The sequence below is a fragment of the Brevibacillus sp. YAE8 genome (genome assembly GCF_057543335.1).
This window is the reverse complement of sequence record NZ_BAAIYG010000002.1, coordinates 441,826-454,927: the sequence shown is the minus strand read 5'-3', so window position 1 is coordinate 454,927 and position 13,102 is coordinate 441,826. Positions and strand designations below refer to the sequence as shown.

12 protein-coding genes, 3 pseudogenes and 2 riboswitches are annotated in these 13,102 nt (G+C 53.7%); of the genes and pseudogenes, 12 read left to right on the top strand and 3 right to left on the bottom strand.

Annotated elements, in window-relative coordinates; all coding sequences use genetic code 11:
* The first annotated feature begins 485 nt into the window (after positions 1-485).
* Positions 486-1,910, top strand: a pseudogene (locus AC27IT_RS05040) (YfcC family protein).
* A gap of 26 nt (positions 1,911-1,936) precedes the next feature.
* A complete protein-coding gene (locus AC27IT_RS05035) occupies positions 1,937-2,347 on the top strand; it encodes an enolase-like domain-containing protein (RefSeq protein ID WP_025843968.1) in 411 nt (136 codons plus the stop codon).
* 131 nt (positions 2,348-2,478) lie between these two features.
* On the opposite strand, the gene AC27IT_RS05030 is transcribed toward AC27IT_RS05035, so the two are convergent.
* Positions 2,479-2,643 (bottom strand): hypothetical protein, encoded by a 165-nt coding sequence (locus tag AC27IT_RS05030; RefSeq protein ID WP_487091643.1) that lies wholly within the window; start codon positions 2,641-2,643, stop codon positions 2,479-2,481.
* 199 nt (positions 2,644-2,842) lie between these two features.
* On the opposite strand from AC27IT_RS05030, the gene AC27IT_RS05025 reads away from it, so the two are divergent.
* The 9 genes and pseudogenes from AC27IT_RS05025 to AC27IT_RS04985 all read left to right on the top strand — a co-directional run bounded on the left by AC27IT_RS05025 (position 2,843) and on the right by AC27IT_RS04985 (position 11,104).
* Positions 2,843-3,259: a VOC family protein gene (locus AC27IT_RS05025; RefSeq protein WP_431809298.1), complete on the top strand. Its 417-nt coding sequence runs from the start codon at positions 2,843-2,845 to the stop codon at positions 3,257-3,259.
* A gap of 276 nt (positions 3,260-3,535) precedes the next feature.
* A riboswitch (glycine riboswitch) is annotated at positions 3,536-3,640 on the top strand.
* Positions 3,641-3,905: 265 nt separating this feature from the next.
* On the top strand, positions 3,906-4,244 hold the full coding sequence (locus AC27IT_RS05020) for an iron-sulfur cluster biosynthesis family protein (RefSeq protein WP_025843971.1): 339 nt from the start codon (positions 3,906-3,908) through the stop codon (positions 4,242-4,244).
* A 139-nt stretch (positions 4,245-4,383) separates the two neighbouring features.
* Complete coding sequence (gene lpdA / locus AC27IT_RS05015; RefSeq protein ID WP_025843972.1) at positions 4,384-5,796, top strand: dihydrolipoyl dehydrogenase; 1,413 nt, start codon at positions 4,384-4,386, stop codon at positions 5,794-5,796.
* Positions 5,797-5,825: 29 nt separating this feature from the next.
* A riboswitch (glycine riboswitch) is annotated at positions 5,826-5,930 on the top strand.
* A 219-nt stretch (positions 5,931-6,149) separates the two neighbouring features.
* Positions 6,150-6,335, top strand: a pseudogene (glyA, locus tag AC27IT_RS05010) (serine hydroxymethyltransferase); the annotation flags it as partial.
* Positions 6,332-7,021: pseudogene (locus AC27IT_RS05005) on the top strand (PLP-dependent aminotransferase family protein); the annotation flags it as partial. The pseudogenes glyA and AC27IT_RS05005, both read left to right, overlap by 4 nt.
* Positions 7,002-7,886 carry a lipoyl synthase gene (gene lipA / locus AC27IT_RS05000; RefSeq protein ID WP_487091642.1) on the top strand — a complete coding sequence of 295 codons (885 nt, stop codon included), beginning with the start codon at positions 7,002-7,004 and terminating at the stop codon, positions 7,884-7,886. The pseudogene AC27IT_RS05005 and the gene lipA, both read left to right, overlap by 20 nt.
* A gap of 205 nt (positions 7,887-8,091) precedes the next feature.
* On the top strand, positions 8,092-8,967 hold the full coding sequence (gene purU / locus AC27IT_RS04995; protein WP_005835503.1) for a formyltetrahydrofolate deformylase: 876 nt from the start codon (positions 8,092-8,094) through the stop codon (positions 8,965-8,967).
* A 358-nt stretch (positions 8,968-9,325) separates the two neighbouring features.
* Entirely contained in the window at positions 9,326-9,751 is a 426-nt protein-coding gene (locus AC27IT_RS04990; RefSeq protein ID WP_487091641.1) for a hypothetical protein, read from the top strand.
* 360 nt (positions 9,752-10,111) lie between these two features.
* Positions 10,112-11,104 (top strand): hypothetical protein, encoded by a 993-nt coding sequence (locus tag AC27IT_RS04985; RefSeq protein WP_487091640.1) that lies wholly within the window; start codon positions 10,112-10,114, stop codon positions 11,102-11,104.
* Between the two features lie 179 nt (positions 11,105-11,283).
* Here the strand turns inward: AC27IT_RS04985 and def are convergent, their stop codons facing one another.
* Complete coding sequence (gene def / locus AC27IT_RS04980) at positions 11,284-11,802, bottom strand: peptide deformylase (protein ID WP_005834515.1); 519 nt, start codon at positions 11,800-11,802, stop codon at positions 11,284-11,286.
* 25 nt (positions 11,803-11,827) lie between these two features.
* Positions 11,828-12,070 (bottom strand): helix-turn-helix domain-containing protein, encoded by a 243-nt coding sequence (locus AC27IT_RS04975; RefSeq protein WP_005834513.1) that lies wholly within the window; start codon positions 12,068-12,070, stop codon positions 11,828-11,830.
* Positions 12,071-12,332: 262 nt separating this feature from the next.
* Between AC27IT_RS04975 and AC27IT_RS04970 the strand changes: the two genes are divergently transcribed.
* A complete protein-coding gene (locus tag AC27IT_RS04970) occupies positions 12,333-13,100 on the top strand; it encodes an IclR family transcriptional regulator (RefSeq protein WP_221843520.1) in 768 nt (255 codons plus the stop codon).
* The last annotated feature ends 2 nt before the right edge of the window (positions 13,101-13,102 follow it).

The window sequence follows — 13,102 nt, the reverse complement described above, 5'->3', positions numbered from 1 at the left end:
TGTTGGCTGAAAAACCTTTGAAAGAATCTCATGGAAGGATTCTCAACAGATCGTAGGGGCTTTTGCCTCGGAGAAGAGAACCAGCGATTAAGTATGCTGTTACGTTTTACTTCGCTAGTTAATCTTCGCATGATATTCGAAAATCCGTTACTTTTGGCGGTTGTTCGGCGCTGTTGTTTGGGTCTTCATCGCGGCTTTTGCGGAGGCGAGGAAAGAGGAGAAATCGCGGGAGCTTCTTGGGATCCCAAAGAGCTTCGCGGATTTCTCCTCTTTCCTCGTCAGTGGCTTGCAGTGGTTTGTTCGACTGAAAAAGCTATTGAAAGAATCTCGTGGAAGGATTCTCAACGGGTCTTAGGGACTTTTGCCTCGGAGAAGAGAACAGCGATTAAGTGTGGATTTTTTTATCGTTATCATTGAATAACCTCATTTTTCATGCCTGGACAAATCGACTACGATAAAAAGACAGAATAGTGAAAAAGGGGGAGCTGAAAGTGCTGGCAAACAACACAGATCAGGCAGCGCGGCGCAAGCGGGGAATCAACGTCTTCGTGCTGTTGTTCGGCGTACTGCTGGTTGCGACGTTTCTCACCCACGTCGTGCCCGCAGGAGAATACGCCCGCGTGGAGGTGAACGGACGAGGCGTCGTCGATCCGCAATCGTTTCAACCGCTGGAACAGACGCCTGTTTCCGTCTTTGCGCTGTTCAGCGCGATTCATACCGGGATGGTGGACGCGGGAGAAATCATTTTCTTCGTGCTGATTATCGGAGGGGCGTTTGGCGTGTTGACGGCGACGGGGGCGGTAGACGCCTTTATCCGCTCGCTGTCCAAAAAGCTCGGGAACAAGGATAAGTGGCTCATCCCGATCATGATGCTTTTCTTCGCCTTTGCGGGTGCTTTTACGGGGATGGCGGAGGAAACGCTGGCCTACATCCCGATTTTGGTGCCGCTCGCAGTTTCGCTCGGCTTCGATGTCATCACGGGAACGGCGATTGTGCTGGTAGGCGCTTCCATCGGCTTTACGACGGCGATCATGAATCCGTTTACGGTCGGAATCGCCCAAGGGATTGCCCAGCTCCCGATCTTCTCCGGGATCGGCTACCGCATCGTCCTGTTCGTCATCATGTACGCGGTGTCTGTCGGCTTCATTTACCGCTACGCGATGAAGGTCAAAAAAGATCCTTCCCTCGGCTTTTACGGCGAAGGCATTGCGGCGAATGCGACTTCCGCTTCCGCCCTCGCGCCTGCGGACGACCAGCCGTTGTCCCAAACGCACAAATAGGTGCTGATCTGCTTTTTGCTCAACTTTGTCGCCTTGATCTACGGCGTGCTGCAATTCCAATGGTACATTACCGAAATTTCTGCCTTGTTTGTCATTTTAGCCATCGTCATTACGCTGATTTCGCGCATGTCGGCCGACCAACTGATCGAGTCGTTCATGAAAGGGGCAGCCGGCATGCTCACCGGCGCGCTCATTATCGGGCTGTCGAGAGCGACGCTGGTCGTGCTGGGGGATGGGCACGTCATCGACACGCTGTTGTTCCACGCAGCCGGGATGCTGCACGAGATTCCGCCCGTGCTCAGTGCTGCCGGAATGTATATTTTGCAAGCGTTGATTCACTTCGTCGTGCCGTCCGGCAGCGGACAAGCCGCGCTCACCATGCCGATCATGGCGCCATTGGCCGATCTGGTCGGAGTGACGAGGCAGACAGCCGTGTTGTCCTTCTCGCTTGCGGGCGGGATCGGCAACATTATTTTCCCGACCTCCGGCTATTTCATGGCGGGGCTGGCGCTCGCGGGCATTCTGTGGATTCGCTGGGCGAAGTGGATTTTGCCGTTGATTTTGACCCAGTTCGCGATCGGGCTTGTAGCGGTTATCGTGGCGAACTTCATGCACTACGGCCCGTTTTGACAAAAGAAAAGATGGAGGGATTCTCTTTGAAAATTGTTTCGGTGGAACTGTTTGCGACCCAGCTTCCGTTGATCCGGCCGTTTATCGTCGCCTATGACGAGTTTCGCGAGCTTCCGAGCATCATCGTCAAACTGACGACGGACACAGGGCTTGTGGGCTACGGTGAAGGCATGCCGGACCCGCACGTCACGGGCGAGACTTTTCACAGCACGTACGAGATGCTGGCAAAAGACATCGCGCCGCTGGTGATCGGGAAAAATCCGTTTCACATTGAAAACATTCACCGGCTCATGGCAGAAGCGGTCTGCTACGCGCCATCTGGGCAGCTTCATTACGAGCAGAATCGGCTGCTGCTGAGCGAGCGGCCGGGGCTGGGCGTCGAGGTGGATGAGCGTGTCGTGCGTGAGCTGAGCGTCTTTTCCGCTGTTCTGTCCTGAACAAGCAAAAACGGTGAACGGCAAAAGCCAGGGAAGCAAACACCCTGGCTTTTTGCTCGCTGCAATCGTTTCAAAACGGGGCATATACGGCTATCGTCAAGGAAAACGTAGCAGAACAAGTGCCGCGAACATTAATCTTTCAGCTCCCGAATGACTTCAGAAGCTTGCTGTTCATCGGGCGTCGGAAACATCTGAAACTGGTGCTGTTTCTCGATTTGCTCCTCATCCAGCGAAGAAAGGTGCAAGCCTGGCAGTTCGCGCTTGCTCTCGTGATGTTCGTTGCCTTTTGCTCCCATCTATCGTCACCTCCCTTCGACATGTTACTGTTGGCAAGAACGCCTTTGCTTATCCGCAAACAGGCGGGAGACAGAGCCGTTTTTTCCCGCGGACTTGCGCTCACTGCCATTCATAGCAATTTGGAAGAAGCATCGCCCATCCGAAAAATGCTACGATACAGCTAAGTCTCACGCACACTTCCGAAAAGAGGGGATACAGATGGCACTGCAATCGAAACAAATTTTTGTCAATTTGCCGGTAAAAGATTTGAACCAATCGATCGACTTTTTTTCTGCACTCGGCTATGAATTTAATCCGCAATTCACGGATCAGAACGCGGCTTGTCTGGTGATCGGGGAAAACATTTACACGATGCTGCTGGTAGAGCAATTTTTCCAGACGTTTACGAAAAAGGACGTCACCGATACGGCGAAAAGCATGGAGGTCATCGTGGCGCTGTCGGCAGAGAGCCGGGAGCAGGTTGACGAGATCGTGAACAAGGCGTACGAGGCAGGGGCGAAGCCGGCGAATGACCCGGTGGACCACGGCTTCATGTACAGTTGGAGCTTTTTCGATCTGGACGGGCATCTGTGGGAGTTTGTGTACATGGATGAGGCTGCGGCGGCACAGCAATAACAGGCGACAGAACAAGGGCAAAAAGCAGCGGTTTCGCTTTTTGCCTTTTTGGCGCGAGAGCAAAAGAGGGGAAGCTTCCGCCGCCGCTTTTCCCGGGGAATAAATGCTTGGATCTCGTTTCGCAAACGGGCTTGCTTTTGCGCAGCCAGCGGCGACATGGGCGCATCAGCGACAAAGAATAACTTTAACTGAATAATAATTTTTTTCAGAATTGACATCGGCAGAACGAGTATGCTTTACTAAAGTCAATGTTATCCAACAAGTGAATAGCGGCGGATGATGATTGTAGGAGAGACTAAACGGACGGTTTAGCACCGAAGGAGCAAGTCCCATAAAACCCTTGGGATTAATCTCTCAGGTACCAGATACTACAATCGGACGCACCTCTGGAGAGCGCTGACAAAGCCACCCAAGGGGAATACTCCTGGACCGACTCAGGAGTTAAACTCTCAGGTAAAAAGGACAGAGGAAAGGTAGAGTATCGTCACTCTATCTTTCCTCTGTCCTTTTTCTATGGAAAAAAGCTCGGCTTTTTTCCAAAAAAAGGGGATGCGACCGCTTACGCTCAACAGTTTTCACCCCCGATCAGAGAGAAAAACGGTCATGACCGTACTGCCAGAGACGGACACGAGCGAAAGATGGCGCGATGGGAAAGGAGCAGGCGAAAACGAACATGGAGCTTACGATCAAGGAAGCGGCGCAAGCGGAGCTGAAAAAGCTCCACTTTCCAAACGATACGGCGCTCAGGATCGACGTCGTGATCTCGGGCGACTGCGGCTGCGGATTTTTTGTGCAGTTGGCAGTCGATGAACTGCGGAAAAACGACACGCTTGTGTATCAACACGGCATTCCGGTATGCATGGATCGGTTGACCAAACGGCATCTGGGCGACGTGCTGACGCTCGACTACGACCCTGCACGCGGCTTTGCCTTGTCCAGCCCGGACGAAGCCTTTGCGGATCGGCTCGCCGTGGGGCGCAGCTAAAGCGGACAAAAAAAGCGCTCCTGGCTGCTCTACAGAACGCAAGCAAGTAGTCCGCTGTTTTTTGGGCGTATAGGCGCCAGGCAAAAAACGGGAGACGCACGCTTTTTTACAAAAATAGAGAAACAGGTGGAGAGAAGCCATGACAGAGAACGGCAATGCAGAACAACTGGACGTCCTCGTGATCGGCGCAGGACCAGGAGGCTACGTGGCGGCGATCCGGGCGGCACAGCTCGGCAAGCAGGTCGCGATTGTGGAAAAAGATACGGTTGGCGGCGTGTGCCTGAACCGCGGGTGCATTCCTTCCAAGGCGCTGATCTCGGCGGCGCATCAGTACGAGGCGATGACGCAATCGGCGGGAATCGGCCTCACAGCAGCGGAAGTAAGCGTTGATTTTGCCAAAGTCCAGGCGTGGAAGCAGAGCGTGATCGACAAATTGACGGGCGGGGTCAGCTCGCTTTTCAAAGGCAACAAGATCAAGCGGCTCCAGGGGGAAGCCAAGCTCGTGGACGCCAATCTGGTCGAGGTCAAAAACGGGGCAGAGACGACGCAGTACCGCTTCCGGCACGGGATTCTCGCGACAGGCTCGCGTCCGGTCGAATTGAAAGCCTTTCCATTCCAGGGCCGCATCTTGTCCTCGACGGAAATGCTCGCGCTCGCCAAGCTGCCAGAAAGCTTGCTGGTGATCGGTGGAGGCTATATCGGGATCGAGTTGGGGCAGACGTTTGCGAAGTTTGGCACAAAGGTGACGATTTTGGAAGGCTCGGACGCGATTCTCCCCGGCTTTGAAAAAGAGCTTTCGCGCCTCGTGGCGAGGAAGCTGAAAAAGCTCGGCGTGGAAGTGCAGACCGAAGCAGTGGCAAAAAGGGCAGAGCAAACGGACGATCAGGTCATCGTCACCTACGCGGCAAAAGGCGAGGAGCGTCAGGCGACTGCTGAATACGTGCTCGTCACGGTTGGCAGACGACCGAACACCGAAGGACTCGGACTGGAAAGCTTGCCTGTCAAGCTGACAGAGCGCGGCTTCATCCAGATTGATGAGCAGTGCAGAACGAGCATTCCGCACCTGTACGCGATCGGCGACCTGGTGGAAGGCCCGGCTTTGGCGCACAAGGCGTCGTACGAAGGAAAAATCGCGGCAGAGGTCATCGCCGGAAAAGACAGCAGGCTTGGCGACAAAAAAATCCCGGCTGTAGTCTTCTCCGATCCGGAAATCGCAAGCGTCGGGCTGACCGAGAGCGAAGCGAGGGAGCGCGGCCATGACGTGGCGATCGGCAAGTTCCCGTATGCGGCAAACGGCCGGGCGCTGTCGCTGAACGTGGGAGAAGGCTTCGTGAAGCTCGTCGCAGACAAGGCGACAGGACTGGTGCTCGGAGCGCAAATCATCGGGCCGGAAGCTTCCAACCTGATCGGCGAGGTCGGGCTGGCGATGGAAAAAGGGCATACGCTGACAGACATCGCGGAGACGATCCACGCCCATCCGAGCCTTGGCGAAATCATCATGGAAGCGGCAGAAGGGGCGCTCGGGCACGGCATTCACCAACTGAACAAGTAGCGACAACGAAAAACTGCATAGTCAAGCGGATGATGATGGTGGGAGAGACTGGCCGCAAGCGGCTGGCACCGAAGGAGCAAGTCCCAAAAATCCTTGGGATCAATCTCTCAGGTAAAGAGTACCACGATCGGACGCACCTCTGGAGAGAGCGCATGCCACCCAAGGGGAAAGCTTCGCCAGCCGAAGCCAAACTCTCAGGTAAAAAGGACAGGGGAAAGGTAGATTGCTGACGTGGCCGCCAACGGTCATGACGGTTTTTTTTCAATCTATCTTTCCATTGTCCTTTTTTCTGTGAAAAAGCATGGGAAAGGTAGCGACCGATGTTTTCAAAACGTTTCCAAGGGGGAGATGTCATGAGCTTGCAGGAGCGCGACCAGGAAATTTTTGCAGCCATTGAACAGGAGCGGGGGCGGCAGCATCAGACGCTGGAGCTGATTGCGTCCGAAAACTTCGTCAGCGAAGAAGTGATGCAGGCGATGGGCTCTGTGCTGACCAACAAATACGCGGAGGGCTACCCGGGCAAACGCTACTGCGGGGGCCGCGCGGCGGCGGTCCGGGAGCAGGGCCGATCGGCTGCAAACAAGAGCTGGTGCCTTTCCTGCCTCGTCCGCAAGTAGTCAAGGAAGGCGAGACGTACCGCCCCGATTACGACATCCCCGAGTCCATCGGCCGGGTCAAAGCGTTTTACGGCAACTTCGGCATTCTGCTGCGCTCGTTCGTCTACATCCGCTCGAATGGCCCGGAAGGCTTGCTGCCCGTCTCCCAGGAGGCGGTCCTGACCGCCAACTACATGATGCGCAAGCTCGCGCCGTACTACGACCTGCCGTACGACCGCGTGTGCAAGCACGAATTCGTCCTGTCCGGGCGCAAGCAGAAGAAGCTCGGGGTGCGCACCCTCGACATCGCCAAGCGACTGCTCGACTTCGGCTACCATCCGCCGACGATTTACTTCCCGCTGATCGTGGACGAGTGCATGATGATCGAGCTGACCGAGACGGAGTCGAAAGAAACGCTCGACACGTTCATCGACGCCATGATCGCAATTGCCAAGGAAGTCGAGGAAAATCCGACGATTGTGCAGGAAGCGCCGCATACCACGATTGTTTCGCGGCTGGATGAGGTGACAGCGGCGCGCAAGCCCGTGCTGCGCTACCGCAAGCCGGAGGGAGCGCAAGCGGACCAGGCGGCAGAGGGGAGAGGGGCAAATGCAGCGGCCCTCGTCTGAGCGAAAACCGGATTGGCTGAAAATCAAGCTGCATACGAACGAGCAGATGAAGGAGCTCAAGGCGATCATGCGCGGAGGCAATTTGCACACCGTCTGCGAAGAGGCGAAATGCCCGAACATCTATGAATGCTGGAGCAACCGCACGGCGACGTTCATGATTTTGGGCAGCATTTGCACGCGGGCTTGCCGCTTTTGCGCGGTGAAAACAGGCTTGCCGACCGAGCTGGACAGAGAAGAGCCGCAAAAAGTCGCGATCGCCACGGCGAAAATGGGCTTGAAGCACGTCGTCGTCACCTCTGTGGCCCGGGATGACCTGCGGGACGGGGGCGCGTCGATTTTTGCAGAGACGATTCGGGCGATTCGCGAGCGCAATCCGCTGACGAGCATCGAAGTGCTGATTCCCGACTTCGGCGGCTCCGAGGAAGCGCTGGCGACGGTGTTGGCCGAGAAGCCAGACATTCTCAACCACAACATCGAGACAGTAGAGCGTCTGTCGGATCGCGTGCGGGCGCGGGCCAAATACCCGCGTTCCCTCGCTCTGCTGCAAAACGCGAAAAAGCTGCGCCCCGGCCAGAAAACGAAGTCGAGCATCATGCTCGGCGTGGGGGAAACGACGGAGGAAATCGAGCAGATGATGCGCGATTTGCGCGCGGTCAACTGCGACATCATGACGCTGGGACAATATTTGCAGCCGACGAAAAAGCATTTGCCCGTTCTCAAATATTACACGCCAGATGAATTTCGCCAGTTCAAGGAGCTGGGCATGCAGCTCGGCTTCGCCCACGTCGAATCGGGGCCGCTCGTGCGCAGCTCGTACCACGCGCACGAGCAGGTGGAACAGGCGACGATTGCCACTGCTACGTAAAAAAAGCAAGACAAAGACTCCCGCTCCTGTTCATTCAGGGGTCGGGAGCTTCCTTGTGTTGGCAGCCGCGTCCGGCTTTTCTGCGGCAAACTGTTTCGAGAAGTACTTGCAAAGCCCATCACGCCGATTCGTTTGATCGAGGTCTTCCGTGCGGATTGGGCAGTCTATGGAAAAGGGAAAAGCATCCAGAATGGGAGGAACATATATGAACCACGAGCCTGCAAAAAACGACAACCGAGCCATCCTGCTCATCTCGTGCCCGGAGCGGCTGGGCATCATCTCGGCCGTCTCCAACCTGCTGCTCAGCTACAAAGCGAACATCGTGCAGTTCGACCAGCACACGACAGACCCGCGCGACGGCATGTTTTTCATGCGCATTTTGTTCGACCTGGAGACGCTGCCCGAATCGTTTGGACAGCTTGAGCAGGACCTGGCGAAAATGGCCGAAGATTACCCGATGGACTGGCGGCTCAGCAAAGAAAGCCAGCGAAAGCGCATGGCGATTTTCGTCTCGAAAATGGACCATTGCCTCGTCGAGCTGCTCTGGCGCGTCAAGTCGAAGGAGATTCGCGTAGATATCCCGATGGTCATCAGCAACCACCCGGATGCGAAAGAAACGGTGGAAGCGTACGGGATTCCGTTTTACCATATTCCGCTTGCGACCCAGAGCAAGGAAGAGGCGGAGCGCAAGGCGCTGGAGCTGTTGCAGGGCAACGTCGACTTCATCGTCCTGGCCAGGTACATGCAAATTTTGTCCCCGCGCTTCATCGCGCATTACCCGAACCAGATCATCAACATCCACCATTCGTTCCTGCCCGCGTTCATCGGGGCCAACCCGTACAAGCGCGCCTTCATGCGCGGCGTGAAGCTGATCGGGGCGACCGCCCACTACGTCACTAACGACCTCGACGAAGGGCCGATCATCGAGCAGGACGTCATTCGCGTCAACCACCGCTACACGGAGGAAGACTTGAAGGTGGCCGGCCGCCACGTCGAGCGCAACGTCTTGGCCCAGGCGATCTCCTGGCATGTCGAGGACAAAGTGATCGTGTACGGGAACAAGACGATTGTGTTTGCGTAGCGGCAGCCTGCCGAAGAAAAGGGAAACGGAAGAAGTGCTGTGGGGTATTTGCCCCCAGGCTCATGAAAAAAGCGAAAGGCGTCCGAAGGCAAGTCCAGCTCTGGGAGAGATCCAGAGGGGCCTCGCATGGGCGTGATTTCGCTTTTTTACTTTTCAATTCCTGTCCAGCGTATTTCGTTACAGTCGGGATGACCATTCATTCGTGTTCACACTCTATTTGGAATTTGTTTAGGTCAGACGAGATGACATCTTATTTGTTAGCATTTTAGATAAAAATACGTGGGAAGGTGATTTCGAAAAGAGAGGCTGGAGTGTAAAATTGAAAAGCATGGGAAAATATGAAAGTTGAGGGAATGATATGAGTATTATTGCACTAACCATTCTTCTGTTTTTTGGGTTTCAATATTTGCTGCCAATTGTTACACAGGAATTTCTTTGGAATCCAGAAAAAATGGACGATTATCGGCATTTCGATTCAGACACGCTTTCGATCCTGATTCTCTCTTACGCGTTCGCTTTTCCGATCGGGCTGATGGTGGAGGGAAAAATAGCAAAAATCCTGAAGATAATCCGTTTCCCAAAAGAAGATTCTGCTATTTTAAAAGTTTTGGACATTGCCCGGGAGAATGATGGATATGTTACAGTCGTAGATATAGCTACAAAATCTACTCTCTCCCTGGAGGAAGCGCAAAAAATTTTGGACGATCTTCAAAAAAAGGGACATGCTGACCTGAGTGTAACGAAATCGGGTGATATCCTTTATTACTTTCCTGGATTTCTATAGCAGGACCAAATAGAGGATAGGGGGTGAGCAAATGAGGTACTTAGGCGGTGCGATGATAATTGTAATATGTGGCAGTTTTCTTCTATCGTGTTTGCTAATTACTGGTTTGCTAATGCAACGGCCATTTTTTTCTACTTTATATCTCATTATGGACAATAGGAGCATTATAGGTGTACTTTTGGCAGCTCTCTCCCTGATTTACATGGCGAGCCTGCTGATTGAAAAAGTGCTTGCGAAAAAAGTCAGGACCGTTTTTATCATAGCCGTGTGATACAGATTGCCCTCGAACACGGTAACCAGATTACCGCGCCAATGCTGGCATTGGATACTTCCCTGAAGCTATCAGAATGTGAGCGAATCTTGAAGGAATTTGAGAAAAAGCAAGTCGTTAGCAGTTCAACTCCTGTTGGTGAGGCTGTGGTATATCACTTGGCACCGCTCATCTACGAGAATTGGTTGCCAAGTGATGGAGAGTATTGTGGAAAGGCTGACGAAACAGAAGGGGATGAGAAGGAGCAGAAAATATGGAAAAAGTGGCTGAAGGTCACCGGTTTCATTCTCGTGACAATCATTGCTCCCCTCTGGCTGCTTGATAAACAGACCATCCTTTCAGAGGAGTTTATGACAGGGGCACTCTTCGTCAACGTGTTTGCGGTTATCCGAATATTTCATGTTGTTTATTTGACTTACCGAAATTATGTACGGAAAACCGAGCACGATGTCTTGGGGTATGTCATGGACAATCAAGGTGTTCTCTATCCACAAGAAATCGCAGAATTTACCGACGAGAGCCTGTCGTCCATTCAGCGGATGGCCGATCGATGGCACAAGGCCAATCTCGTATCGATGTCCTACGGGAATGATGGGACCGTGATGTACTTGTTTCCGAATGTCACCGCTGAATCAATGGTGTACTTGCGGGAACCCAACTATAATCCGCACGCGCAGCTCAAACGGGTAAAGGAGCAATTGATGCAGACATGCTGTTATGCCTTTCTTTATTCTTTTCTGGCCGGTTACGCATTCATGAATTGGAGCCATTTTATCTTTTATGGAGGGATTGGGGCGGTCTGCGCAGCCTACAGAACTTTCTACTCTATACAGGCGAGGGAGGAAGCGGAGCAGATTGAGCGAATCGGACTTCAGGTGGCTGCACATCGGAATGGCCAATTGACCGTCCATGAATTGGCTTATAACGCAATGGTCAGCATGAAAGAGGCGGCAAAGCTACTAAAAAAGTGGGAGCTTGCAAACATTGCCAGACGAATTGAGATAGGTGAGGGATTCGTACCTGTTTACATTATCAGCGGCGTCGTGTCGAAGGAACAGCGGTTGGCTTCAGAGCGGGTGTAGCACTATCCATTTCCGATGGGGTGTATGACTGCGCAGAAATCGGCTGGAATTAGCTGCAGCGTGTATGTAGTGCTCGTCATCGCAGAAATCCTCGGCCATCAGGACAAACTTTCCCATATGCAAAAAATCCACCTCGCATCGTCAGGTGGATTTTTTGGCGTTTTGTTCATCCGTGCCGTTTACCCTTGCTTTTTCGTCAACTGCCAAACGTCCATGAGGTTCACTTTGCGCTTCGTCTGGTCGTGGTACAGCTTGTCCCCGTCGATCCGGTCCACGAACAGCACGCCGTTCAAATGGTCGATCTCATGCTGGATACAGCGCGCCAAAAAACCTTCGCCCTCCAGCGTGAACGTCTCGCCCGCCCGGTTTGCGCTCTGGATTTTCACGTACTGGGCGCGCTTCACGATGCCCGAGTAGCCGGGAAAAGACAGGCACGCTTCCGGCCCGATCTGCTCGCCGTCCAGCTCCAAAATTTCCGGGTTAATCAGCTCGATCAGCCCGTCTCCGCAATCCATGACGATCACGCGCCTTAAAAAGCCGACTTGCGGCGCGGCCAGCCCAGCCCGGCCTTCCTTGGCGTAAAGAGTCTCCGTCATATCGTCCAGAAGCTTTCCCAGCCTGTCATTGAACTCGGTGACGGGCTTTGCGGTTTTGCGTAAAATCGGATCTCCGAAAGGGAGGATTGTTTTTACTGCCATCTGCCTTCTACCTCCAAAAAATGAATTACGCCCCTTCGTTTTGCGAGGGCGGGGTGTGCACCCACAGATCGTTCGGCGTGCATTCCAGCGCCGTGCACAAAGCATCCAGCGTGTCGGCTTTCATTTGCTTCGGCTGGCCGTTGAGCAGCGCGCTGATCGACGGAGCCGAGAGTTCATAGCCTGCCTTTTCTTTCAGCAACCGGGCGAGCGCCGCCCCGGACCAGATGCCTCTGTCCGCCATTACTTTTCGCAACATCCAGACAAGCATGCCTTCCCGTTCCCCCTCTCGACTTGCCAAAAAACGAATGTGTTAGGTATTGCCTAATGTTTTTAGTTATTACCTAATATAGCGGATTGGGAGAAAAAAGCAAGCGCGTCTCCTGGACGTGCGCCGTCGATGTTTTGTCCGAGCAGGATTATTTTATTGAATTTGGAGTTTTAAAAATTGATTGAAAATAAAAAACACCCTCCCTTATAATGTGTATATAAAAGAAACGGTGGTTCTATTATAGAACCAAGGAGGTTGGGCCATGACATTAAAAACGTTGGAAAAATCGTTGGAGCTGTTGGAACTGTTTACAAAAGAACGAACTTCCTGGGGAGTGCGCGAGCTAGCCAAGGAATTGGGGATCAACCATACGACCGTCTACCGCATTTTGGCTACGTTCGAGCAAAAGGGGTATTTGATTCAGGACCACGAGACGAAAAAGTACGAGCTGGGCATGAAGCTGTGGGAGTTCGGACAGCTTGTGGAAGACAAGATGGGCATCTCGGAGTACATTTACCCGATCATGAGAAACGTTTCCGAGCAGACGGGCGAAACGATCTTTTTGACCTGGCTCGATCAGTTGGAGTGCGTGCACGTGGAGATGGCGGAAAGCTCGCAGAGCATCAAGTTTTCCGTGTCGGTCGGCAGCCGGACGCCGTTGCATGCGGGGGCGTCCAATACGGTTATTATGGCGTACTTGCCGCGCGACGTTCAGGAGCAGGTGATCGCCAGAGGCTTGACGGCGCTCACGGCACACACCGTCGTGGAAAAAGAGAGCCTGTACAAGAAGCTGGACGAGATCAAAAAGCGCGGCTGGTGCTTCAGCGCGGGCGAGTTCGCCGACGAGGTGTTCGGGCTGTCCGTTCCGCTGTTCAACAAGCGGCGGGAAATCGTCGGCTCGATGACCATTGCCGGACCTGTCAGCCGCACTCCGGAGGGCGAGCGGTTGCTGACGATGCTGTCTGCGCTGCAGGAGGGGCAGCGTGAAGTCCAGCATTACCTGGACAAATACAACCTCAGCTACGTGTAGAC